We start from the raw sequence: 23,381 nt of genomic DNA, 5'->3' as shown, positions 1-23,381 counted from the left end.
GGCCGTGGGGGCGCGTTGCCACTCGATTCTGCCCAAAAATTCCGGTTGCTGTTGCAACCGTCGGGATTGCCGATCCTGAAACGCCGTTCATCTTTCCCACTTTGCCGGTTTTGGTTGTTGGCGGCTATCAGGCATGATTGAGGGGATACCGAAAGGGGGGCACACCGCCATGAAACGTTCCAGGACCACCGCACTGCTGCTGATGAGCGCCGCACCGCTGCTGTTCACCGCCTGCCAGAAGGATCAGGCCGTGCAGGTGCAGGAGGGGCTGTACACCTCGGTGCAGGCCTGTACCGACGCCACCGGTGACCCGTCCGCGTGCCGCACGGCATTCGCCGAAGCGCAGAAGCAGTCCGCCGACGCCGCCCCCAAGTACGCCTCGCGTGCCGAATGCGAAGCCGAGTACAACGCCGAGCAGTGCGTGGAACAGAAGACCTCCACCGGCCACTCGTTCATCGGCCCGATGATGATGGGCTTCTTCATGTCGCAGATGCTCAGCAACCGTGGCGCCGGCCTGGCGCAGGCCCCGGCCGCGAGCCCGGCCTACCAGGACAAAGCGAAGGGCTGGGCACGCCCGGCCCCGGGCGGCAGCGGCGGGCTGAACACCGCCAGCGGCATCGGCGCCGGCAAGGCCGGCCTGGCACCGGTCACCAGTACCCCGAACCGCGCCGTCACCGCCAGCCGTGGCGGCTTCGGCAACACCAGCAGCAGCCGCAGCAGCTACGGCGGTTGATGCAATGAAGCGTGTGCGAATCGACGAGCGCAGCCAGTGGCGCGCGCGTGCCGCCGAGTCCGGTTTCCGCTTCCACACCATCGACGGCCTGCCGTACTGGGATGAAACCGCGTACTACGCCTTCACCCTGCGCCAGATCGAGCAGGACATCGAAGACCCCAGCGCCGAGCTGCATGCAATGGCGATGGAACTGGTGGACGAGGTGGTGCGCAGCGAACAGCTGATGGACCAGCTGGCGATTCCGCCCGCGTTCCGCGACTGGATCGCCGACAGCTGGCGCCGCGGCGAGCCGCACCTGTACGGACGGCTGGACTTCGCCTATGACGGCACCGGTCCGGCCAAGCTCTACGAGCTCAATTACGACACGCCGACTTCGCTGTTCGAGGCCTCGTTCTTCCAGTGGCAGTGGCTGGAAGACCAGCGCAACCAGAATCGCCTGCCGCCGCACGCCGACCAGTTCAACGCCATCCACGAGGCGCTGGTGGAGCGCTTCGGGCAGCTGTCGGCGCAGTTGCCGCCGCCACTGTACTTCAGTGCCGTGGGCAACTCCGAAGAAGACCAGGGCACCGTGGCCTACCTGCGCGACTGCGCGGCCCAGGCCGGGCTGCGTGGCGAAGCGATCGCAATCGAAGACATCGGCCTGTCCGAAGACGGGCGCTTCACCGCGCTCGATGACACGGTGATTGGCAGCCTGTTCAAGCTGTACCCGCTGGAAGACCTGATGACCGAATCGTTCGGGCAGGCGCTGCCGGGTTCGGGCGTGCAGCTGCTGGAACCGGCGTGGAAGGCGATCCTGAGCAACAAGGGCGTGCTGCCGCTGCTGTGGCAGCGCCACCGTGGCCACCCGAACCTGCTGGCGGCCGAGTTCGATGACGGCAGCGCGCTGCCGGCCGGCTGGGTGCGCAAGCCGCTGTTCTCGCGCGAAGGTGCCAACGTGGCCATGCATTTGGCGGACGGCAGCTGGCAGGAGAGTGAAGGCCCCTACAACGGCCCGGCGATCCGCCAGGCCGCGCATCCGCTCACGTCGTTCGACGGCGGTTACCCGCTGATCGGCAGCTGGATCGTGGGCGACCAGGCCTGTGGCATGGGCATCCGCGAAGATGACAGCCGGATCACCCGCGACAGCGCCCGGTTCGTCCCGCACGCGATCATTGACGAAGCCCCGACGCGGATTTACGTCTGACGGGTTACCGGCGTCACGACCAACGGTCGTGACCTACCGGCGCACACCAACCGTTCAACCCGGTCGCGTAACGTGGCCGGTAGGTATCGACCGTTGGTCGATACGTGCCTACAGCAACCCGTCGCGTTTGACGGCGAGGTACCGCTCCACCAGCGCCCCGGGCAGCGCATCGGCCGTCACGTCCAGCACCATCACCCGGTGGCTGCGCAGTGCTTCATGCGCGTCGTTGCGCTGCTGCAGGTAACGCGCGATGGCACCGGCCTGGGTCGCGTCCTGCAGCGTCTCCACTTCCTGCTCCAGCGCCACGTCCAGCTCGCGCTCGCGCAGGCTGGCCACGCACACCAGGTGTTGCCGCTGCAGCAGGCGTACCGCCACCAGCAGGTCTTCGATGTCCTCATCGCGCACGTTGGTGACCAGCATCACCAGCGAGCGCCGGCGCTGGCGCAGGCTGAGTTCGGTGGCAGCAGCCAGATAGTCGGTGGCCACCGGCTGCGCCTGCAGGTCGTAGCTCGCGCGCAGCAGCGCGTCGATCGCGCCCATGCCGCGCTGGGGTGCCACCCAGCGGCTCTCGCCACCACTGGCGAACAGGCCCACGCCATCGCCCTGGCGCAGCGCCAGGTAGGACACCACCAGCGCCGCGTTGAGCACATGGTCGAAGTGCGACAGCCCGCCTTCGCTGGCCATCATGCGGCGGCCGGTGTCGATCATCAGCACCAGCTGCTGGTTCTTTTCATCCTGGTACTCACGCGAGATCAGCTTGCGTGCGCGCGAGGTGGCTTTCCAGTCGATCTGGCGCAGGCTGTCGCCGATGCGGTACTCACGCATCTGGTGGAAATCGGTGCCCTCGCCACGGCGGCGCTTGAGGTGCGCACCGACCAGGCGCGAGGCCTGTTCGGCACTGAACAACGCGAAGCGGGTGAGCGGGGCGAAGTTGGGGTACACGCGCACGGTCAGCGCCGGCGGCAGCAGGCGGCGCTGACGCCACAACCGCCACGGTGCGTGCAGGCGAAGGTGCACGCCGTCGAACACGAAGCGGCCGCGCGCGGTCGGGGTCAACGTGTACTCCACGCTGCTGGCCACCAACGGCTTGAGCGTCAATGCACGCGGCAGGCCCTGCAGCGACCACGCTCCCGGCACCAGGTCGAACACCTCCACGCGTTGGCGGCGGCTGGACTCGAAGCGCAGCGTGGTGCGCCGCTCGACGTTCAACGCCAGCGCCTCCGGCAGTTCGCGCTGCACCGTGGGCGAAGGCTGCGCGCGCAGCCGCAGCAGATCCACCAGGGCCAGCACCGCGATCGCCGCTGCGGACGCCCACCACGCCGACACCGGCAGCAGCCCGAACGCCACCGGCAGCCCGAGCAGCGCCCAGCCGACCAGCAGTATCAGCAGCAGCGGGCCTGGCCTCATTTGCGCGGGGCTTCCACCTTGGCCAGCAACGCGGTCAACGCATCGTCGGCCGACTGGCCTTCGATCTGCAGTTCCGGGGCCAGCGCAATACGGTGGCGCAGTGCCGGGCGGGCGATCTCGCGCACGTCATCGGGGGTGACGAAGTCGCGGCCGGCAAGCACCGCCTGCGCACGCGCCGCACGCACCAGCGCGATGCTGCCGCGCGGGCCGGCGCCGAGCGCGATGCCAGGGAACTGGCGGGTGGCCGCCACGATGCGCACCGCGTAGTCCACCACTTCCGGATCCACCGTGATCGCCGCGGTCGCCTGCTGCAACGCGATCACCTCGGCGGCGTTGAGCACGCGCGGTACCTGCGACAGGTCAAAGTCGGCCGCGCTGCGGCCGGTGGTGATTGCATCGACCATCCGCTTCTCGTCCTCCAGCGCCGGGTAATCGATGATGACCTTGAGCAGGAAGCGGTCCAGCTGGGCTTCGGGCAGCGGGTAGGTGCCTTCCTGTTCGACCGGGTTCTGCGTGGCCAGCGCCAGGAACGGCGGGGTCAGCGCGAACGCCTTGCCTTCGATGGTGACCTGGCCTTCCTGCATCACTTCCAGCAGGGCCGACTGGGTCTTGGCCGGGGCGCGGTTGATTTCATCGGCCAGCAGCAGGTTGGTGAACACCGGGCCGCGGCGGATCTTGAAGCTCTCCGATTTCGGGTCGTACACCGCGTGGCCGCTGACGTCGCTGGGCATCAGGTCCGGGGTGAACTGCACGCGGCCGTAGTCCAGCTCCAGTGCCTGCGCCAGGGCGCGCACCAGCAGGGTCTTGCCCAGCCCGGGCACGCCTTCGATCAGCACATGGCCACCGGCCAGCAGCGCGATCAGGATCTGGTCGAGCACCTCGGGCTGGCCGATGAAAGCGCGGCCGACGGCGTCGCGCACGGCATCGACGCGTTCAACCAGGCTCTGCCCGGTCAGCGCGGGCGGGGACAACGGCGGCGGAGCGGAGTGGTCGGTCATAGCAGGTTTCTCATCTGGATCAGCAGGCGGATGCGCTCACGCAGGGCCACCACATCCTTCGATGGCGGCACCTGCAAAGCGGTCTGGACACGGGAATGCGGCCACTGCAGCAGGCTGGCGATGGCGTGCACCTGCGCCTCGCCGCTGAGCGCGGCAGCGGTGGGTGCGCGCCGCCGCAGCCGGGCCAGGAAGGCGCGGCGGGTGGCGTCGTACAACAGCGGTGCCTTGCCATAGCGCAGCAGGTGCTCGCCACTGGCACGCACGTGTTCGAGCAGCGAACGGCGTTCTGTGGCGGGTGCCGGCAGCAGGCTGCCCAGCCGCTGCGCGCGTTGCCACAGCCATGCCAGCAGGGCCAGCAGCAGGGGCACCCACACCGGCCAGCCCTGGTAGAAGATGCGTGACCACAGCGTGGGCGGGCGTGAGCCGTAGATCAGCCACACCGTGCCTTCGGCGTAGTTCGGGTCGAGCACATGGCGGGTCAGGTCGCGGTGCGCGAGGTCGTGCAGGCCGTCGGCCAGGCTGCCCTTGGGATCCTCGGCGTTGAAGATCCTCGGCGTGCCCTTGAGGAACTCCATGTCCGACAGCACGTCCACGCTTCCTTCGCCCTTGCGCAGCCGCGCGAACACCAGGCCCTCGTCATCGCCCCATTCGCGTTCGACACGCACGCCGTCAGGCACGTCCACGCCGAAACGGCGGCCACTGCAGAACTCGGAATGGCCCGGGTCGTCGGCAATGTGGAAGGCCTTGCAGTTGCTCTCGTAGTACTCGGTATCCACGCCCAGCGCGTCCAGCAGCGGCCCCTGCGCGGCGTCTTCGTCCTTGAACGGCGGCGGCGTGCGCAGCAGCAGGTGGCCGCCGCGTTCCACCCACGCCAGCAGCGCCTGCGCGGTGGGGGCGGGCACATCGGCGGTGTCCTGCAGCAACAGCACGGTATCGGCCGGCTTGAGCTGCATGCGCGGCAGGTCGAGGCGCGGGCTGGAATGCACGGTGATGCCGTCGGCACGCAGCGCCTGGCCCAGCACGTACAGCGGGTTGTAGCTGGCCTCGCCCTGCGGCGGCAGGTGCTCGGTATGGACCACGCGTTCATGGCTGCGCAGGAACAGGATCGCCAATGGCACGCCCACCACCAGCAGCACGGCCAGCACCACCAACCAGCGCAGACGGGCACTCATGCGCGCCACCGGAACTGGGTCTGCAGGGTGGTGGCCAGATCGTCGAACGCGTCCGGCTCGGGCAGGCGGCCGGCGTACGCGGCGTACTGCCAGACCCGCACGATGCGGGCGAACAGGGTGCGGTCAGCCTCGACCGGCATGCGCCGCGAGGCGCGCAGGCACTGTGCTTCGGTCGCGCCCGGTGGCAGCACCACCTCGGCGCGTTCGCTCATCGATTCCACGCTGGCCCGGTACAGCAGCGCCAGCGCCTGGCGCGGCCGGCCCTGCTGCCACAGGTCGCGCGCGCGCGCGGCGGGATCCGGCGGAATCACTTCGGGCAGTTCCACCGCTTCCTCGACCACCGGATCGGTGGCCTTGCGCCGCCTCACCCCGGTGCCGCGCAGCCAGCGCAGCCACCACGGCGCGGTGGCGATCAGCCCCAGCACCAGCAAACCGACCAGGCCCCACAGGATCCATTCGGCAATCTGCGCGGGCAGGCGCGGGCCGCGCCCGAGCGTATTGCGGTTCTTGTCCGCATCGTCCTTCTTCTTGTTCTTCTCGGCCTCGCTCAGGGTGCGCTCCCAGCGTTTCACTTCGCGGGTAGGCGCCACCAGGGGATCTTCGTACGCGCGCTGCACGGCCTGGCGGAAGCCGGCGGTGTCGGGCGTGCCACCGAAGATCACGGCCGGAGTGTTCGACGGATCGTCGGCGGGTACTGCATCAGCCGCTTCTTCTTCCTCATCACCAGCATCGTCATCCATGCCAGTGGGCGCAGCGCAGCTCGGCGCCTGCGCAGGTTCTTCCGCATGCAGCCCACTCATCGGCCAGCACAGCACCAGCGCCAATACCAGCAGCGGCGCGGCCTGCTGCAGCCGATCACGCATGCGCCGGAACGCGATCTCCACGTCCCAGGCTTCCATTTCCGTGCGGCGGTTGAGATACAGCGCGAAGCCGGCGCCGGCGTAAAACGGCCCGATCAACGTGGCGGCGAGCCAGAACAGGGCATTCACCCCCAGCTGTGCCCACGCCGGCATGGTTTCGCTGACCATTTCCCACGCCGCGCGCCAGGAATCGGACAGCAGTTCCAGCGGCACGAACAGGAAGATCGCCGCGATGCCGCCGCTGACAATTACCAGCTCGAACACCATGCACATCAGGGTGAGCAGCACGGCATGCCCGAACGTGCCGCTGAGCACGGCGCGGCGGCGCACGCTGCGCTGCGAGGCATCGCTGCCTTCCAGCAGGTTCACCGGCAGCAGCAGCGAGCGGAACGGGCTGAAGCGGCGCCAGCCCAGGTAGCCCCAGAACCCGCTCCAGCCCCAGTGCCGCTGCGCGCGCAGGGTCTGCAACGGACGTGGTTCGTCGCCGAACACGCCGCGTGAGATCACATACAGCGCGATCCGGTCCGATACCGGCTTGAGCCACCACATCAGCAGCCAGGCCCAGCCGAACGCATCGGCCCACCATGCAGCGGCATTGATCACGGCGAACAACGGCAGCGACACCGCGATCAGCGGCAGCCAGATCGCCCGCGCGTGCCGGCGCACCAGGGCGGTGCCCAGCTCCATCGCTTCCCATTCGGAGCGCGCGCGCAGGGCGACGTTGAGCTGGTCAATCCGCATGACCGCCCCCCCGACCACCGCGCCACAGCCACACGAACACCAGCGTCCACAGCACTGCGGCCACGCTGTACTTGCCCCAGGCCGGGATCGCGGCGATGGACGACCAGAACGCTTCGATGAAGGCGGCGATCAGCAGCATCGCGGCGATGCCCAGGCAGAGTTTTGCGCCAATCACCCCGCCCTCGACGAGTGCATCGATGCGTCGGCGGCGGCCTGGCGCCAGCAGCTTCATGCCCAGCTGCAGGCCGGCACCGCCGGCGATGACGATCGCAGTGAGCTCGAACGCGCCATGGCCGCAGACGAAACGCCAGAACGGGTCGCCATGGCCGATGTGCTGCAGGTGGCCGGCCGCCGCACCGATGGTGAGCCCGTTGAACAGCAGCACCAGCACCGTGCCCAGGCCGGCCAGCAGCCCGCTGGCGAACGTACGCAGGCCGATGCTGATGTTGTTCATGATGTAGTAGCCGAACATCATCCAGTCCGTGCCGCTGTCGCGGCCCAGGTTCGGCGATGCCGGGTTGTACATGCGCTCCAGCGAGGCGATCGCGCCGTTGTCCATCAGCATGTGGATCACGTCCGGGTGCCACTGGATGACCGCGAAGCTGCCCACCAGCGGCAGCACGAACAGCGCGGTGGCCACCCACATGCTGCGCGCCTGGCTGCGCACCAGCTGCGGGAAATCGGCCAGCAGGAACTCCAGCGCGCGGCGCCAGCGCGGCGGCGGCGTGCGGTACAGCAGGCCATGGCCCTGCTGCATCAGCAGCTGCAGGCGTGCCACCAGCTGCGGGCTGTAGCCGCGCTTGCGCGCAAGCGCGAGCTGCTGGCACAGCCGGCGGTAGTGCTGCGGAATGTCTTCATCGTTGAGCGCGGACGCATCGGGCGAACGTCCCGCATGCCGTGGCCGGTCGCCGCGCAGCGCCAGCCAACGTTCCAGCGCCTGCCATTCGGCCTGGTAGCGGGCAACGAACTGTTCCTGCCTCATCGGCGCCCCAGCAGCCAGTTGGCCATGGCATACAGGCGCAGCACGCCCACCTGGCCCTGGCCACCGCTGATCGGCGCGGCCACTGCGGCCAGCTCCTGCTGGCGCGGGCCGGACAGGCGCGGCGCACGTTCGGCGAAGGCAATGATCGCCGCCTGTTCGGCCGGCTGCAGCGGCTGCGGCGGGGCCAGCACGGTATCGATGGCCACGCTGGCCGACCACGGCCGGCCGCTGTCATGCACCACTACGGTGCCGGCCACCAGGTCGCCCAGGCGCCGGCCATTGCGGTCGAACAGGCTCGACAGCAGCCCCAGCGCATAGCCGAACGGCAGCATGTCCACGGTGCGCAGCAGGTTGCGGGTGATGGAGGCCATCCAGCCGATCGGTGCGCCGTCCTGGGCCACCACGCGCAGGCTCATCACCCGCTTGCCCAGGGTGCGGCCCCAGCAGGCCTCCTGCACGATGGTGTACGCCCACATCAGCAGGAACATCAGGCCCAGGTAGAGGCCCTGGCCGAATTCGCCCAGCAGGGTGAGCGGAATGCTCAGCAGCATCAGCGCCGCCACGCGGATCATGAAGTCGATGGCCCAGGCCAGCGCACGCGGCACCGGGCCGGCTGCCGGCAGGTGCAGCGGCACGCCTTCGGGCGTGATCACTTCACGGTAGGTGTCCAGCATGGGTGCGCTCATGCGCACGCGTCCCTCCGGACGGCTGCCAACGGCATGCGGTTCTCGACTGCTTCCTGGGTCGGAGACCGACTTTACCGTGTGCGGGGTCACATCCCCAAGTACTTGTCCTTCAACCGCACGTAGTGGTCGGCCGAGTAGTGCAGCGACTCGATCTCCTGATCGCTGAGCGTACGCACCGGTCGGGCCGGGTTGCCCACCCACAGCTCGCCTTCGCCCACCACCTTGCCCGGCCCGATCACCGCGCCGGCGCCGACAAAGCTGTGCCGGCTCACGGTGGCGCCATCGAGGATGCACGCCCCCATCCCGATCAGACTGTACTCGCCGATGGTGCAGGCATGGATGATGGTGCCGTGGCCGACGGTGACGCCCTCACCGATCAGGGTCGGGTAACCGCCCTTGTTGTAGGGGCTGTGGTGGCTGACATGGATGATGGTGCCATCCTGGATGTTGCTGCGCGCGCCGATCCGCACATGGTTGACGTCGCCGCGGATCACCGTGCCCGGCCACACCGACACATCGTCCCCGAGCACCACGTCACCGATGATCGTGCAGGCCGGGTCGATCCAGGCGCGCTCGCCAACGACGGGGAAGGTATCGAGGAAGGGACGAAGGGGGGACATGGTGACGCTCCACAAGGCAGGCCACCATGATACCGCCGTGGTTACGCCACCCGGCTGCGCCGGGCGCGTTCCAGGTGCACCAGCAGCAGCGAGATCGCCGCCGGGGTCATGCCCGGGATGCGCTGGGCCTGGCCGATGGTCTGCGGGCGCACCCGCTCCAGCTTCTGCTGCACTTCGGCCGACAGCCCGCGCACGCTGGCGTAATCGAACGCCGCATCGATGGCGGTGTTCTCATGGCGCTGCTGGCGTTCGATCTCCTCGCGCTGGCGGTCCAGGTAGCCGGCGTACTTCACTCCGATCTCAACCTGCTCGGCCACCTTCGCATCCGCCACGCCCGGGCCCAGCGAGGGCACCTGCATCAGCTTGGCGTAATCCAGTTCCGGGCGCTTGATCAGGTCCAGCACGTTGGTTTCGCGGCTGACCGCCACGCCCAGCGTGGCGTCCACTTCGCGGCCCAGCGCGTTGGCCGGGGTGGCCCACAGCGCACGCAGGCGCGCCGATTCCTGCGCCACCGCCTCCTGCTTGGCCTGGAAGGCGGCCCAGCGCCGGTCGTCGACCACGCCCAGCTCACGGCCGATGCCGGTCAGGCGCACGTCGGCGTTGTCTTCGCGCAGCTGCAGCCGGTACTCGGCGCGGCTGGTGAACATGCGGTACGGCTCGGTGGTGCCATGGGTGATCAGGTCATCCACCAGCACGCCCAGGTAGGCCTCGTCGCGGCGCGGGCACCAGCCCGCCTCGTCGCGCACGCGGCGGGCGGCGTTGAGGCCGGCCAGCAGGCCCTGCGCGGCGGCCTCTTCATAGCCGGTGGTGCCGTTGATCTGCCCGGCGAAGAACAGCCCGGACACCGCCTTGGTTTCCAGCGTGTTGTTCAACCCGCGCGGGTCGAAGAAGTCGTATTCGATGGCGTAGCCCGGCCGCGTGATGTGCGCGTTCTCGAAGCCACGGATGCTGCGCACCAGCGCCAGCTGTACATCGAACGGCAGCGAGGTGGAAATGCCGTTGGGGTAGATCTCCACCACGTCCAGCCCTTCGGGCTCGACGAAGATCTGGTGGCTCGCCTTCTCGGCAAAGCGCACCACCTTGTCTTCGATGGACGGGCAGTAGCGCGGGCCGATGCCTTCGACCTGGCCGCTGTACAGCGGCGAGCGGTGCAGCGCGCTGCGGATGATCTCGTGGGTGTGCTCGCTGGTGTGGGTGATCCAGCAGCTCACCTGGGCCGGGTGCTCGGCCACGCTGCCCAGGAAGGACATCACCGGGCGCGGGTCGTCGCCGGGCTGCTCGTCCATCACGCTGTAGTCCAGCGAGCGGCCATCGATGCGCGGCGGGGTGCCGGTCTTGAGCCGGTCGATCGCGAACGGGCGCTCGCGCAGGCGCGCGGCCAGCGTGGTGGCCGGCGGGTCGCCCATGCGGCCGGCGGCGTACTGGGTCTGGCCGACGTGGATCTTGCCGGCCAGGAAGGTGCCGGCGGTAAGCACCACGGCCGGGGCGTTGAACTGCAGCCCGGTCTGGGTGATCACGCCACGCACGGCGTCACCTTCGATGACCAGGTCATCCACGGCGGCCTGGAACACGGTCAGGTTGGGCTGCGCCTCGACCATCGCCCGGATGGCCATCCGGTACAGGTTGCGGTCGGCCTGGCAGCGGGTCGCGCGCACGGCCGGGCCCTTGGAGGCATTGAGCGTGCGCCACTGGATGCCGGCGCGGTCGGCGGCATGCGCCATGGCGCCGCCCAGGGCATCGATTTCCTTGACCAGATGGCCCTTGCCGATCCCGCCGATGGCCGGGTTGCAGCTCATCGCGCCGATGGTTTCCACGTTGTGGGTCAGCAGCAGGGTGCGTACGCCGCTGCGGGCAGCTGCCAGCGCGGCTTCGGTGCCGGCATGGCCGCCGCCGATCACGATGACGTCGTAGCCGTAGAAAGAATCGGTCATGGGGTGCTCTGGGGCAGGGCCGGTACGGCCCGGAACCGCCCTGGGACAGGGCGCGGTGGTCATTTTAGCGCCGTTCGCGCCGGGTCCGTGAACGGGGGCCTGCAAAAAAATTCGCACGCAACCCTAAAGTTGGCACGTTCTCTGCAGATAACCCAATAGCACCCAGGATGGCAGGCGCCGAAAGGCGCTACGGATCGGAATTGGAACAGGGGCCGATCCATGCGCATCCCGGGGAAGCAGAAGGGCCGGCAGTCGGGGGACTGTCGGCCCTGTTTTTATCCCCCGGAAGACAAAAGGCCCCGCCATTGGCGGGGCCTTCTGCGTTGTAGGTGCCGACATCCGACAGGGCCGGAACAGGGGGGATCCAGATGTTCCTGTCGGATATCGACATAGAGCTCAATGTGACGCCGTATGTCGTTTTTGTCACTTTTCGACCGAGGCCGTCACTGCCCGGCTAGATTGAACTGCCAGGCGGGTGAAAATCAAGCGTTCTCAATTCTCATTTGTGCGCTGGTTCAACTTATTCATATTTCGCCAGGGAGAGCCATTGCTGCGCTGGGCCGGCGGGCTGGGCCGGGACTGCGGCGCGCTCACCGGGCGCTGCTGCTGCTGAGGCTGCGGGCGCTGCTGCGGCGGGCGGTCCGGACGCGGTGGGCGCCCCACCGAATCCATGTTCCGCCACGGCGAACCGCCGTTGTAGGGCGGGCGCGGACGGTCCGGCGGGCGCACCTGGCCACCATTGCCGTTGCCCGGGCGGGGCGGCGGGCGGTGGTTGTGCGGCGGGCGGTAGTTCGGGTACGGCCGATAGATCGGGTAGTTGCTGTAACCACCGTAGCCGCCATAACCGTAATAGCCGCCACCACCGTAGTAGCCGCTGCCGTAGCCGTATGGATAGCCGGCCGGATAGCGGTACTCCACCGACGGGGCGCCATGGTAGTAGCCGTTGCCACCACCACCGCCGCCCACGTAGTCGTAAGTCGCGCAGCCAGACAGCGTCAGCAACAGGCTGCCGGCAAGCATGAGGCGCATTTTCATGGAAGGGTCCCCCTAGGGTATGGCCCAGCTTCAGGCCGCCGCATTGAATCGGCCCTTAACTTTGCCCGGGCCGGATGAACGGTTGCCATCGTGGCACGTTAATCTTGTGTCATGACCGATTCATCCTTGCCCTGCGTCGATGACCTGCTGGCTGCCGCCGCGCGCATCGCGCCGCATGCCAGCGTCACCCCGGTGCTGCAGTCGCAGGTGCTGGACGCGTTGAGCGGGGCGCGGCTGGCGTTCAAGGCCGAGCATCTGCAGCGCGGCGGTGCCTTCAAGTTCCGTGGTGCCTGCAACGCGGTCTGGGCGCTGCCCGAGGCCGTCGCCGCACGCGGGGTGGTCACCCATTCGTCGGGCAACCATGGTGCGGCGCTGGCGCTCGCCGCGCGCACCCGGGGCATCGCCTGCCACGTGGTGGTGCCCGAAGGCGCCGTGGCCGCCAAGCTGGCCAACATCGTGCGTCATGGCGCCACCCTGTGGCGCTGCGAACCGACCATCGCCGCGCGCGAGGCGATGTGCGCCCGAGTCGAGGCCGAGACCGGCGCCACCCTGGTCCATCCCTATGCCGATTCCCACGTCATTGCCGGGCAGGGCACGGCGGCGCTGGAGCTGCTGGGCAGCCACGGTCCGTTCGATACGCTGGTGGTCCCGGTGGGCGGCGGTGGCTTGGCGGCCGGAACCCGGCTGGCGCTGCAGGCGGTGAGTCCGGTCACGCGGCTGGTACTGGCCGAACCGGAGGGCGCCGCCGATACGGCCCGTTCGCTGGCCGCTGGCGAGCGCCGGCTGGACTTCACCCCCGACACGATCTGCGATGGCCTGCGCGGCACGCTCGGCGCGCCGAACTTCGCGCTGCTGCAGGGCGCGGCCGAGGTGATCACCGTGGACGATGCGGCCACCGTCGCGGCCATGCGCCTGCTCTGGCAGGTGCTCAAGCAGGTGGTGGAACCGTCCTCGGCGATTGCGCTGGCCGCGATCCTGTCCCAGCCCGCGCGGTTTGCCGGGCAGCGGGTGGGCGTGGTGCTGTCCGGCGGCAACGTCGACCTGGACGCCCTGCCCTGGGCCGCGGCATGACCCGGCGCGCACGGGTCGGGCTGGGGGGCTGGCTGTGGCGGCTGTGCATGCTGTTGGCGGCCTGGCTGCTCTGTGTCACCGCATGGATCGTCTGGGTCGGTGAGCGCGACCAGGCGGCCAAGGCCGATGCGATCATCGTGCTGGGCGCGGCGGCCTACGACGCCAAGCCGTCGCCGGTGTTCGAAGAGCGCATCCGGCATGGGCTGGATCTGTACCGCCAGGGCTACGCGCCCTTGCTGATCTTCACCGGCGGCTACGGCGGCACCGGCGCGCGCTTTTCCGAATCGCAGGTCGCGCGCCGTTACGCCTTGAAACAGGGCGTGCCGGACGACGCGATCCTGATTGAAACCGCCTCGCGCACCACCCGCCAGAACCTGGCCGAAGCGCGGTTGTTGATGGACCAGCACAAGCTGCACCGGGTGATCATCGTCAGCGACCCGCTGCACATGGCGCGCGCGCTGCGCCTGGCCCGCGAACTGGGCATCGATGCACTGGCCTCGTCAACGCCGAGCACGCGGTTCCGCAGCTTCCACACCAGCTGGAAGTTCCTGGCGCAGGAAATCTATTTCTTCCATCGGGACATGTTCCCGTCCGCGAACGGTTCCTGACCGATATTTCTGGTTGGTCAGGTGGTCTTGCGCCGGATCGGAATCGCCGACACCGGCACGCTGGCCACATCCTGCCCGCGCTCGCGGATCGGCGCGCCCGCATCCGGCGCCCACGCGTGCGCGTAAATCACTTCCCAGCTGCTGGGCAGCGTGCCGTCCTCGCGACGCAGCGGTTCATAGGCGGCGCGCGCTGCAGCGAACCTGCCGCGCCCGGTCAACGTATGCCGGCGATCCTGGCGTGCATTGGTTGCGCCAATGGCGCGCAGCTCGCGCATCAGTGCATCCATGTCGGCATAGGTGAGCGTGAACAGGTCGCGGTCCAGCACCGGGTCGCGGAAGCCGGACATCATCAGCGCGTCGCCGAACTGCGCAATCGGCGGGAACCGGCTCACGTGCGAGGTGTCATCGGCGCTGGCGAACGCGTCGCGCAGCTCGATCAGCGTTTCCGGGCCGAACGTGGAACACACCAGCAGCCCGCCCGGCTTGAGCACGCGGCGGAACCCGGCGAACACCGCGGGCAGGTCCTCCACCCACTGCAGGCACAGGTTGCTGTAGATCACATCCACGCTCTGGTCGCGCAGCGGCAGCGCCTGCGCATCACCGCACACCCGGGTGAAGGGCTTCCACCAGCCGGCCTGCTTCTTGGCTTCGCGCAGCATCGGCTCGGCCATGTCCAGTGCGATCACCTGCGCCTTCGGCCAGCGCTTCTTCATCGCCGCACTGGCGTGGCCGGTGCCGCTGCCCACGTCCAGCACCACCTCCGGCTGCCGGCTTTCGAGATAGTCCAGCGATTCGAGCAGCCGCTTCTCCACCTCGCGCTGCAGCGCAGCGGCGGCGTCGTAACTGCTGGCGGCGCGCGAAAACGCGCGGCGGACGTGCTGGGGATCAAAGCTGGCGGTCATGTAAGGCTCACTATGCGGTAGCGCACGACCGTGGGTCGTGCGCCGGAAACTCAGAACGTACCGGGGTAAGCCCCGCCATCAATCAACAGGTTCTGCCCGGTGATGTAACCCGACTGCGCACTGCACAGGAACGCGCAGGCCGCGCCGAATTCATCGGCGGTGCCGAAGCGCCCGGCCGGGATGTGGGTGCGCTTGCGCTCGGCGATCTGCCCCGCATCCACGCCCTGCTGCTGCGCCATGTAGGCGAAGTTGCCGCGCAGCCGGTCGGTGTCGAACTGGCCCGGCAGCAGGTTGTTGAGCGTGACGTTGTGGGCCACGGTGCGGCGCGCCAGCCCGGCGACGAAGCCGGTCAGGCCCGAGCGCGCGCCATTGGACAGGCCCAGGATGTCGATGGGTGCCTTCACCGACGAGGAGGTGATGTTGACCACGCGCCCGAAGCCACGTTCGATCATGCCATCCACGGTGGCACGGATCAGCGCGATCGGCGCCAGCATGTTCGCGTCCAGCGCAGCGATCCAGTCCTCGCGCTCGAACTGGCGGAAGTCGCCCGCCGGCGGCCCACCGGCGTTGTTGACCAGGATGTCCACCTGCGGGCAGGCGGCCAGCGCCGCCGCGCGGCCGGCCTCGGTGGTGACATCGGCGACCACCGTGATCACCTTGCCGGCGCCCGGCAGCGCCCGGAGTTCTTCACCGGCGTGGGCGAGGGCTTCCTCCCCCCGGGCGGCGATCACCACGTTCACGCCCTCGCGCGCCAGCGCGCGGGCGCAGCCCAGTCCCAGGCCCTTGCTGGCAGCGCAGACGAGGGCCCAGCGGCCGGCGATTCCAAGGTCCATGCATCAGTTCCGTAGTGGGGGACAGGCGTACATGATCGGCGATGCGCGCGCCGGTGGGTCAGGAAAGCGAGGCAACAAAGTGTTGCAGCTGCGCCGCCACCTCGTCGGTGTGGCCGAGGAACGGCGCGTGTCCGCCATGGGCCACTACATGCACGCTGGAACGCGGTGCCAGCGCGGCAGCGGCCTGCATCGCCCGCGCCGACACCAGCCGGTCGCGCTGACCGGCCAACCACAGGCTGGGCACGGGCAGGCGGGGCAGGGCGCCACGCAGGTCAGCGTTTTCCAGCAGGCGAAGGCCTTCCTGCAGGGCACGCGGGGCGGGCTCACCGCGCGCTACCAGCGTCGCGCGCAGGCTGCGCAGTTCCTGCCGGGCGTGTTCGGAGCCCATCGCATCCAGGGCCAGGAAGCGCTCCAGCGTGCCGCGATAGTCCTGCGCCAGGTCCTGGCCGAACTGTTCGAAGACGGCGGTTTCCACGGCGTATGGCCAGTCCTCGCCACGCACGAAGCGCGGTGTGGCCGCGATCATCGCCAGCCCACGCACCTTGGGCAGCGTGGCCGCCGCATGCAGCGCGAACAGCCCACCCAGCGACCAGCCACACCACACGGCCGGCGGGGTCGCGGCGGCAATCGCACCGACCACGAACGGCAGGCGCAGCGGGGTGGCATCGTCGCGGCTGTTGCCGTGCCCGGGCAGGTCGACCAGGTGCAGCTCGAACTGCGCTGAGAGCCGCTCGACCAGCGGCGCGAACACACCGCCATGCAGGGCCCAACCGTGGATCAGTACCAGCGCCGGCCCGCTGCCGACCACCTCGATATGCATGCTCACACCCAACCGCCGTGCATCACGCGCTCAGCGCATCCAGTGCCTGCTGGCGCAGCACCTGGTCGCGTGCGTGGGCGATGGCATCGGTGAGCGCACGTACTTCCGGCACCGTGTGCAGCGCCGACAGGGTCACGCGCAGGCGTGCCTTGCCCTCGGGCACGGTCGGCGGACGGATCGCGCTGACCAGGAAACCAGCCGCTTCCAGCGCGGCCGACAAGCCCATCACCGTCGATTCGGCCCCGCACAGCAGCGGCTGGATCGGCGTATCGGAGGGCATCAGTTCCAGCCCATGCTGGCGCGCGCCGGCACGGAACACGCCGACCAGTTCGGCCAGCTTCTCGCGGCGCCAGTCGTCGCGGCGTGCCAGCTTCACGGCGGCCAATGCCGCAGCCGCCTGCGCCGGCGGCACCGCCGTGGTGTAGATGTAGGGGCGTGCGGTTTCGGCCAGGTGCTGGATCATCGCCTCGTCGCCCACCACCAGCGCGCCACTGCCACCCAAGGCCTTGCCCAGCGTGACCAGCTGCAGCGGCACATCGGCCACGCCCAGCCCGGCGTCGGCCACGCAGCCGCGGCCGTGCTCGCCGATCACGCCCACGCCGTGTGCGTCGTCCACGTACAACACCGCTTCCTGCATGCGCGCCACCAGCGAGAGCGAGCGCAGCGGGGCGATGTCGCCATCCATGCTGAAGACACCATCGGTGACCAGCATCGCCGCGCCGTCGGGCGCGTGCTTGAGCTGGCGCAGCGCACCTTCGGTATCCAGGTGCGGGTAGCGGCGCAGGCGGCAGCCGGCCAGGCGCGTGGCATCGAGCAGGCTGGCGTGGTTGAGCCGGTCCTGCACGCACACATCGTCTTCTTCGCTGAGCAGTGCCTGCTGCACCGCCAGGTTGGCGGCAAAGCCGCTGCCAAACAGCAGCGCACGCGGGTAGCCCAACCAGTCGGCCACTTCCTGTTCCAGCGCTTCATGCAGCGCATGATGGCCGCAGATCAGGTGTGAAGCGCCCGCCCCGGCACCTTCGCGCGCGGCGGCATCCTGCAGCGCGCTGACCACGCCGAATTGCTGGGACAGGCCCAGATAATCATTGCTGCAGAAGCCGGTGAGCCACTGGCCATTGACCTCCAGGCGCACGCCATCGCGCCGGGTTACCGTGCGGCGCACGCGGATACGGCCCTGCGCTTCGCGAAGCTTGCGCTGGGACTGGATGCGGTCGTGCAGGTCGGTACGGGCCATGGTCGTCAATGTCATGGGCAGGCAGGGCAGCTAGCGTACCCGGTTGCCGGGCGCTGCGCTGCACCGCCCGGGGCAGGGCTCAGGCCGCTTGTCCGCAACCACCGCCACAGGTGATGTCGGCATGCACGGTGCCGGGGTGGTCATGCCCGGCCGCATCCACCTGCACCGCCATCGGGCGCAGACCCAGCCGGCTGAACAGGGCCAAGTCGCGCTCGGTATCCGGGTTGCCGGTGGTCAGCAGTTTTTCGCCGTAAAAGATCGAGTTGGCCCCGGCCAGGAAGCACAGCGCCTGCAGCTCATCGCTCATTGCTTCGCGCCCGGCCGACAGCCGCACCATTGCCCTGGGCATCACGATGCGGGCCACCGCGATCATCCGCACGAACTCGAACGGGTCCAGTTCGGCACTGCCATGCAACGGCGTGCCCGCCACCTGCACCAACCGGTTGATCGGCACCGAATCGGGGTGCGCCGGCAGGTTGGCCAGCGCCAGCAGCAGCCCGGCGCGGTGCGCGCGGGTTTCGCCCATGCCGACGATGCCGCCGCAGCAGGTCTTCAGCCCGGCCTCGCGCACGTGTTCCAGCGTATCCAGCCGGTCCTGGTACTGGCGGGTGTGGATGATCGAATCGTAGTAATCCGGCGCGGTATCCAGGTTGTGGTTGTAGTAGTCCAGCCCGGCCTCGCGCAGGGCCACGGCCTGCGCGCCGTCGAGCATGCCCAGCGTGGCGCAGGTTTCCAGCCCCAGTGCCTTCACCTCGCGGATCATCGCCGCCACCTTGGGGATGTCGCGGTCCTTGGGCGACCGCCACGCCGCGCCCATGCAGAACCGCGACGCCCCGGCCGCCTTGGCCTGGCGGGCCTTGGCGACCACGTCGTCGGTTGCCATCAGCTTCTGTGCGCTCACCCCGGTGTCGTAGCGCTGGGCCTGCGGGCAGTACGCGCAGTCCTCCGGGCAGCCGCCGGTCTTGACCGAGAGCAGGGTCGAGACCTGCACCTCGGTAGGATCAAAGTGCTCCCGGTGCACGCCCGCCGCCCGGTACAGCAGCTCCGGGAAGGGCAGCTCGAACAGCGCCAGCAGCTCCTCGGGGTGCCAGTCGTGGCGGATGACAGAAGCCATGGCAGTGTCCTGACAGATTTGGGAGCGAAGGAGCGGCAGTCTGGTGAGGTTGCGAGTGACTGTCAACCATGTTGGAGTTTGTAAAGTTTACGGTGTGGAGTGTGCGCTCACGCCACAAATCAATGCTGGATGTCACTTAAAATCATCAGTAGCCGGCCAAGTGATGTTTTAAACCTACATGGCGAAGAGAATTCCCCCCGTTCACCTGCATCATGCGCGGCAAATTGAAGCGCTGGGTCAGCGCCTCCGTGTGGCTCGAGTCGCTCGAGGTATGACACAAGCGAACCTGGCTGAAAGGGTGGGGGTGGACCGCACCACGATTGGAAAGCTGGAGTTCGGTGAACCCGGCACCAGCCTTTCCACGGTTCTGCGTGTCTTGTCCGCATTGGGAATGGGCGGAGATATAGATAGCCTTGCCGCTACCGATACCGTTGGGGCGCAACTCGCCGTTAGGCGATTGCGGCGGCCGTCGCAAAGAACTTTGGCCAGTCATCGACAGCCGAACGAAGAAGGGAATCCAATGGATCAAGGCGGCACCGGGAGCATCGAGCAGACCCCCGACCGATATGCGCTACGCGCAACTCGCAGGCCGGATCCCATCGTGCCGCTCCAGGTAGATGGACGCAAACTGCAAACAAAAAAGAAATAAGCTACTTCGTAAGGCCACGGCGCACCCAGTGATTACAGAATCGCCAGTCGTCTCCTGATAGATGTTGAAGCATGGGCGTAGCAATCTGGTCTCATGCAAGATTCATCCAGTTGGCTTAGCGGTGGCTAACCTCTGCAACGCATTGCTATGGCTCAGTCATCAATGTCTTCCCCTACGCTGCCTGGTCTGCGCCAATCCGGGAAATGACGGGCTGGATCTGTGTGCCGCCTGCTACGCCGAGCTTCCGTGGAACGACCATGCCTGCCCGTTGTGCGCGCTGCCGCTGCCGCCCGATGAACCGGCCAAGGTGTGCGGTGCCTGCCTGGCCGAGCCGCCGCGGCAGGACGGCGCGGCGGCGACCTTCCTGTATGCGCCGCCGATCGACCGGCTGGTGCTGCGCTTCAAGTTCCACCAGGACCTGGCCGCAGGGCGGCTGCTCTCGCAACTGATGCTGCACGCCGTGCCGGACTTCGCGCAGCACCCGCTGCTGCCGATGCCGCTGCATGGGCGCCGGCTTCGCGAGCGGGGCTACGACCAGGCCCGGGAATTGGCCCGTCCGTTGGCGCGGGAGCTGCGGTTGCCGCTCTGGACCGGACTGTGCCGCAGCCGGGCGACCCTGGCCCAGTCCACGCTGGACGCCGACGCGCGTCGCCAGAACCTCAAAGGAGCCTTCGCCGTGCGGGCCACCCCGCCGGCCCGGCTGACCCTCGTGGACGATGTGATGACCACCGGCGCCACCTTGGACGCCGCCGTCCGCGCGCTGCGCCGGTCTGGCCTGCAGGAGGCCACGCTGTGGGTCTGCGCCCGGGCGCCGTGACACTTTGCCATGGCCTGCACAGGGCGCGGGCCTAGCATCGCGGTTGACTCTCCTCCCAGGAACACCGTCATGAGCCAGGCTCCGGAACTGCGCACTACGTCGCTATTGTCGCTGGTGGGCCGCAGCTGGTGGGTGGTGCTGCTGTATGGCCTGATCGCCATCGGCTTCGGCCTGATCGCCATCGCCCGGCCGCTGTCGGCCGCCGCCGGGCTGGCCTGGGCCATCGGCGTGATGGCGCTGGTGGAAGGACTGGTCAGCCTGTTCGCGGTATTCAGCGGCAACAGCGGCGCGCCGCGCGGCTGGGCACTGGTCTACGCGCTGGCCTCGATCGGTTTTGGCGCGCTGGCAGTGATCAACCCCCTGGTGACGGCCAAGGTGCTGGTGCTGCTGTTGGCGATCTGGCTGATCCTGGCCGGTGTGTACCGCATCGTGTTCGCCGTTCGCGTACGCAGGCAGATCGAAGGCGAATGGCTGCTGATCGTCAGCGGCCTGCTGGCCATCGTGCTGGGCGTCATGATGTTCGGCAACCCGCTCGGCGGGGTGGCGGTGACCACGCTGTGGATCGGCATCGGCAGCCTGATCTACGGTGTGCTGCAGGTCGTGGTGGCATTCCGGCTCAGGAAGTTGCGCTGACGGCTCCGGTTCGGGCCACAATGCTTCAAACAACGGGAGTACTGTAATGCGCAACGGATGGCGATGGAGCCTGGCGGCAGCGAGCCTGCTGCTGGTCACGGCATGCAACCAGCACAACGACGCAGCGTTGAACCCTGCAGCGCAGGGCAACCCGCCGCTCGCCGATGTACGCATCGAAATGCGCCCGGTCGCGGAGGTCGGCGAGCCGGGCGTCGAGGTCCGCTTCGCACACGGGGAGACCGTCAAGCTGGCCAACCCGCCCGTGTTCACGACCGGCGCGATTGCCAGCGTGCGCCAGGTGGTCAACGAGGACGGAAAGGCCAACGTGTACTACGCGTTCACCGACGCCGCCGCGCCCCGCATCCACAGCGCCACCGAGCGCCTGGTCGGACGGACGATGGTGCTCACCGTCGATGGCGAACCGATCTCCCGGGCGAACCTCAGCGGCCCCTTCGGCGAGAGCATGATGACCTCGGGCCTTGAGGCGGACGAAGCCACCGCGCTGGTTACCCGGATCACCGGGCGACCGTAGCGCTGTCTAGCGGAACCGCGCTTCGATCTCCTCCAGCGTCTTGCCCTTGGTTTCCGGCAGCAGGAACGCGGCCACCAGGAAGTACAGCAGCGTGCAGCCGGCCCAGAAGAAGAACATGCTGGCGTAGCCGTGGTGGCCCACGGTCGGCAGGAAGATCGCGGCGATCACCGTGGATACGAACTGGTTGATCAGCAGCGCGATGCTCATGCCGTTGGAGCGGATGCGGGTAGGCATCAGCTCCGACAGCGCCAGCCACACGCAGACGCCCGGGCCCACCGCGAAGAACGCCACGAACAGCAGGATGCAGCCGGCCACCAGCCAGCCGTGCGTGGGCGAGGGCACCGGGCCGATGACCGCGCGCTCGATCACCAGCGGTGCCTGCACGGCGGCGGCCGGATCCGGGAACGGGTTGAGGTTGAGGCGGCGGAAGAACGCGCCGATCACGCTGTCAGCCGACACCGCGTCTTCGCGGCGGATCTGCAGCGTGGCGTCGATGGGGTTGTCGCTGCGCAGCGAACGCACGTTGCTGAAGCCGCCGTAGGCGTAGGACACCGTGAGCTGCAGCGGTTGACCGTCGGCGTTGCCATCCAGCCGCCGCCACTGCGCGGCATCCATTGGCAGCGACAGCGACTGCCCGTACACCTGCTGCTGCAGCGCGGGCTGTACATCCAACCGCCCGTGTTCGCTGCGCACGAACAGCAGCGCGGCGCCCAGCAGCGCGATGGTGATGCCGCCGGTGCCCAGCATCAACAGGAACCTGCGGCCCTTGCGATCCACCAGCACCAGCGCGACGATGGTCATCAGCGCATTGAGCAGCTTGATGGAGACATCGGCCCAGTTGGCCACCGCGCCGGGCAGCCCGGCCTGGTGGAGGATGTTCACCGCATAGGCCAGTACCGAGTTGATGCCGGTCGCCTGGGTGAAGGCCAGCACCAGGCAGGCCAGCACGAACGGCCACACATAGCGGCGGCTCAGCAGCGGATCGCGCCTGGCCGGGCTGCCATCGCTGGCCGGTGCATCGGGTGCCTGCATGCGCGCCAGCGTGGCTTCCACCTCCGCCGGCGCCACCGTGCGCTGCAGGGCGCTGCGTGCTTTCTCAATGCGGCCGCGCCGCACCAGCCAGCGGGGCGACTCGCTGATCAGCAACGCGCCGCCGGTGAACAACAACCCGGGCAGCAGGCAACTCCAGAAGATGGTGCGCCAGGCGTGGTCCTTCACCGCGAACAACAGGCGCTGCTGCTCCTCGCCCGGCAGGTGGCGCACGGCGGCACTGGCGGCGTCCACGCTGTGGGCGTGATACAGCCCGATCACCGCCGCCAGTACCAGCCCGATGGTGAGCAGCAGCTGGAACATCGCCGCGCCACGCCCGCGCCGTTCGGGACTCAACACTTCGGCGAGGTACAGCGGCACCACCACGCCGATCAGGCCACCGCTGATGCCCTGCAGCAGGCGCCCCATCAACAGCGGTCCATAGCCTTCGGACAGCGCCATCACCGGAATGCTGGCGGTGAACAGCACGCCGGCCAGCACCATCGCGCCGCGCCGGCCGATCAGGTCGGCCACGGCGCCGGCAAACAGCGAGGACAGCACGCTGCCCAGCAGCACCGCAGCCACCACGAAGCCAAGCTGCTGGGTGGTCAGGTGCCAGCTGGCGGTGGCCGTGGCTTCAAGGTAGGGCAGGGCGCCGGCGATGATGCCGATGTCGATGCCGTAGAGCAGGCCGCCCATGCCGCCGATGAAGAGCAGATAGCGCACCGGCCAACGCGGCGCATTGGCGGAAGCGGGCACGGGCATCACGGCGGAAGCGTCGTTCATGGTGC

23 protein-coding genes are annotated in these 23,381 nt (G+C 68.5%); 8 read left to right on the top strand and 15 right to left on the bottom strand.

Annotated elements, in window-relative coordinates:
* Positions 1 to 169 precede the first annotated feature (169 nt).
* Positions 170 to 733, top strand: coding sequence for a DUF1190 domain-containing protein (locus tag KVS69_RS11855; protein WP_093532693.1), 564 nt, complete (start codon positions 170 to 172; stop codon positions 731 to 733).
* Between the two features lie 4 nt (positions 734 to 737).
* Positions 738 to 1,916: a glutathionylspermidine synthase family protein gene (locus tag KVS69_RS11850; RefSeq protein WP_217538193.1), complete on the top strand. Its 1,179-nt coding sequence runs from the start codon at positions 738 to 740 to the stop codon at positions 1,914 to 1,916.
* Positions 1,917 to 2,024: 108 nt separating this feature from the next.
* Here the strand turns inward: KVS69_RS11850 and KVS69_RS11845 are convergent, their stop codons facing one another.
* From KVS69_RS11845 to KVS69_RS11805, 9 genes are all read right to left on the bottom strand, one after another.
* Positions 2,025 to 3,323 (bottom strand): DUF58 domain-containing protein, encoded by a 1,299-nt coding sequence (locus tag KVS69_RS11845; RefSeq protein WP_217538192.1) that lies wholly within the window; start codon positions 3,321 to 3,323, stop codon positions 2,025 to 2,027.
* The gene (locus tag KVS69_RS11840; protein WP_068854367.1) at positions 3,320 to 4,321 is read right to left on the bottom strand and encodes a MoxR family ATPase; all 1,002 of its coding nucleotides are present in this window, start codon (positions 4,319 to 4,321) and stop codon (positions 3,320 to 3,322) included. The genes KVS69_RS11845 and KVS69_RS11840 overlap by 4 nt, the downstream gene beginning before the upstream one ends.
* A complete protein-coding gene (locus tag KVS69_RS11835) occupies positions 4,318 to 5,493 on the bottom strand; it encodes a DUF4350 domain-containing protein (protein WP_217538191.1) in 1,176 nt (391 codons plus the stop codon). The genes KVS69_RS11840 and KVS69_RS11835 overlap by 4 nt, the downstream gene beginning before the upstream one ends.
* On the bottom strand, positions 5,490 to 7,094 hold the full coding sequence (locus KVS69_RS11830) for a DUF4129 domain-containing protein (RefSeq protein WP_217538190.1): 1,605 nt from the start codon (positions 7,092 to 7,094) through the stop codon (positions 5,490 to 5,492). Before KVS69_RS11830 ends, KVS69_RS11835 begins: the two co-directional genes overlap by 4 nt.
* Complete coding sequence (locus KVS69_RS11825; RefSeq protein ID WP_184125961.1) at positions 7,084 to 8,076, bottom strand: stage II sporulation protein M; 993 nt, start codon at positions 8,074 to 8,076, stop codon at positions 7,084 to 7,086. Before KVS69_RS11825 ends, KVS69_RS11830 begins: the two co-directional genes overlap by 11 nt.
* On the bottom strand, positions 8,073 to 8,762 hold the full coding sequence (locus KVS69_RS11820) for an RDD family protein (RefSeq protein WP_068854364.1): 690 nt from the start codon (positions 8,760 to 8,762) through the stop codon (positions 8,073 to 8,075). The genes KVS69_RS11825 and KVS69_RS11820 overlap by 4 nt, the downstream gene beginning before the upstream one ends.
* A gap of 86 nt (positions 8,763 to 8,848) precedes the next feature.
* On the bottom strand, positions 8,849 to 9,382 hold the full coding sequence (locus tag KVS69_RS11815; RefSeq protein ID WP_068854363.1) for a gamma carbonic anhydrase family protein: 534 nt from the start codon (positions 9,380 to 9,382) through the stop codon (positions 8,849 to 8,851).
* Between the two features lie 41 nt (positions 9,383 to 9,423).
* A complete protein-coding gene (gene mnmG, locus KVS69_RS11810) occupies positions 9,424 to 11,313 on the bottom strand; it encodes a tRNA uridine-5-carboxymethylaminomethyl(34) synthesis enzyme MnmG (RefSeq protein ID WP_217538189.1) in 1,890 nt (629 codons plus the stop codon).
* 492 nt (positions 11,314 to 11,805) lie between these two features.
* On the bottom strand, positions 11,806 to 12,348 hold the full coding sequence (locus tag KVS69_RS11805) for a hypothetical protein (RefSeq protein ID WP_217538188.1): 543 nt from the start codon (positions 12,346 to 12,348) through the stop codon (positions 11,806 to 11,808).
* A 111-nt stretch (positions 12,349 to 12,459) separates the two neighbouring features.
* On the opposite strand from KVS69_RS11805, the gene KVS69_RS11800 reads away from it, so the two are divergent.
* The gene (locus KVS69_RS11800; protein WP_217538187.1) at positions 12,460 to 13,419 is read left to right on the top strand and encodes a pyridoxal-phosphate dependent enzyme; all 960 of its coding nucleotides are present in this window, start codon (positions 12,460 to 12,462) and stop codon (positions 13,417 to 13,419) included.
* Entirely contained in the window at positions 13,404 to 14,027 is a 624-nt protein-coding gene (locus tag KVS69_RS11795; protein WP_068854872.1) for a YdcF family protein, read from the top strand. Before KVS69_RS11800 ends, KVS69_RS11795 begins: the two co-directional genes overlap by 16 nt.
* Positions 14,028 to 14,044: 17 nt before the next feature.
* Here the strand turns inward: KVS69_RS11795 and bioC are convergent, their stop codons facing one another.
* The 5 genes from bioC to bioB form a co-directional block, all read right to left on the bottom strand.
* On the bottom strand, positions 14,045 to 14,929 hold the full coding sequence (bioC, locus tag KVS69_RS11790) for a malonyl-ACP O-methyltransferase BioC (RefSeq protein ID WP_217538186.1): 885 nt from the start codon (positions 14,927 to 14,929) through the stop codon (positions 14,045 to 14,047).
* Positions 14,930 to 14,979: 50 nt separating this feature from the next.
* The gene (locus KVS69_RS11785; protein WP_068854358.1) at positions 14,980 to 15,762 is read right to left on the bottom strand and encodes an SDR family oxidoreductase; all 783 of its coding nucleotides are present in this window, start codon (positions 15,760 to 15,762) and stop codon (positions 14,980 to 14,982) included.
* Between the two features lie 58 nt (positions 15,763 to 15,820).
* Positions 15,821 to 16,582, bottom strand: a complete 762-nt coding sequence (gene bioH / locus KVS69_RS11780) for a pimeloyl-ACP methyl ester esterase BioH (RefSeq protein ID WP_217538206.1) — start codon at positions 16,580 to 16,582, stop codon at positions 15,821 to 15,823.
* A gap of 22 nt (positions 16,583 to 16,604) precedes the next feature.
* On the bottom strand, positions 16,605 to 17,816 hold the full coding sequence (gene bioF / locus KVS69_RS11775; protein ID WP_068854356.1) for an 8-amino-7-oxononanoate synthase: 1,212 nt from the start codon (positions 17,814 to 17,816) through the stop codon (positions 16,605 to 16,607).
* 79 nt (positions 17,817 to 17,895) lie between these two features.
* Positions 17,896 to 18,930 carry a biotin synthase BioB gene (bioB, locus tag KVS69_RS11770; RefSeq protein ID WP_217538185.1) on the bottom strand — a complete coding sequence of 345 codons (1,035 nt, stop codon included), beginning with the start codon at positions 18,928 to 18,930 and terminating at the stop codon, positions 17,896 to 17,898.
* A 178-nt stretch (positions 18,931 to 19,108) separates the two neighbouring features.
* On the opposite strand from bioB, the gene KVS69_RS11765 reads away from it, so the two are divergent.
* The 4 genes from KVS69_RS11765 (at position 19,109) to KVS69_RS11750 (ending at position 21,561) form a co-directional block, all read left to right on the top strand.
* On the top strand, positions 19,109 to 19,579 hold the full coding sequence (locus KVS69_RS11765) for a helix-turn-helix domain-containing protein (RefSeq protein ID WP_302675369.1): 471 nt from the start codon (positions 19,109 to 19,111) through the stop codon (positions 19,577 to 19,579).
* Between the two features lie 121 nt (positions 19,580 to 19,700).
* Positions 19,701 to 20,396: a ComF family protein gene (locus KVS69_RS11760; RefSeq protein WP_217538184.1), complete on the top strand. Its 696-nt coding sequence runs from the start codon at positions 19,701 to 19,703 to the stop codon at positions 20,394 to 20,396.
* Positions 20,397 to 20,465: 69 nt separating this feature from the next.
* Positions 20,466 to 21,029, top strand: coding sequence for a DUF308 domain-containing protein (locus tag KVS69_RS11755; RefSeq protein ID WP_217538183.1), 564 nt, complete (start codon positions 20,466 to 20,468; stop codon positions 21,027 to 21,029).
* Between the two features lie 46 nt (positions 21,030 to 21,075).
* Positions 21,076 to 21,561, top strand: coding sequence for a hypothetical protein (locus KVS69_RS11750; RefSeq protein ID WP_217538182.1), 486 nt, complete (start codon positions 21,076 to 21,078; stop codon positions 21,559 to 21,561).
* Between the two features lie 6 nt (positions 21,562 to 21,567).
* On the opposite strand, the gene KVS69_RS11745 is transcribed toward KVS69_RS11750, so the two are convergent.
* Complete coding sequence (locus tag KVS69_RS11745; RefSeq protein WP_217538181.1) at positions 21,568 to 23,376, bottom strand: MFS transporter; 1,809 nt, start codon at positions 23,374 to 23,376, stop codon at positions 21,568 to 21,570.
* Positions 23,377 to 23,381: the final 5 nt, after the last annotated feature.

Origin of the sequence: Stenotrophomonas sp. GbtcB23 (assembly GCF_019091045.1) — a bacterium.
In the GTDB taxonomy this organism is placed as follows: Bacteria; Pseudomonadota; Gammaproteobacteria; order Xanthomonadales; family Xanthomonadaceae; genus Stenotrophomonas; species Stenotrophomonas rhizophila_A.
This window is presented reverse-complemented; position numbering and strand designations above follow the sequence as displayed.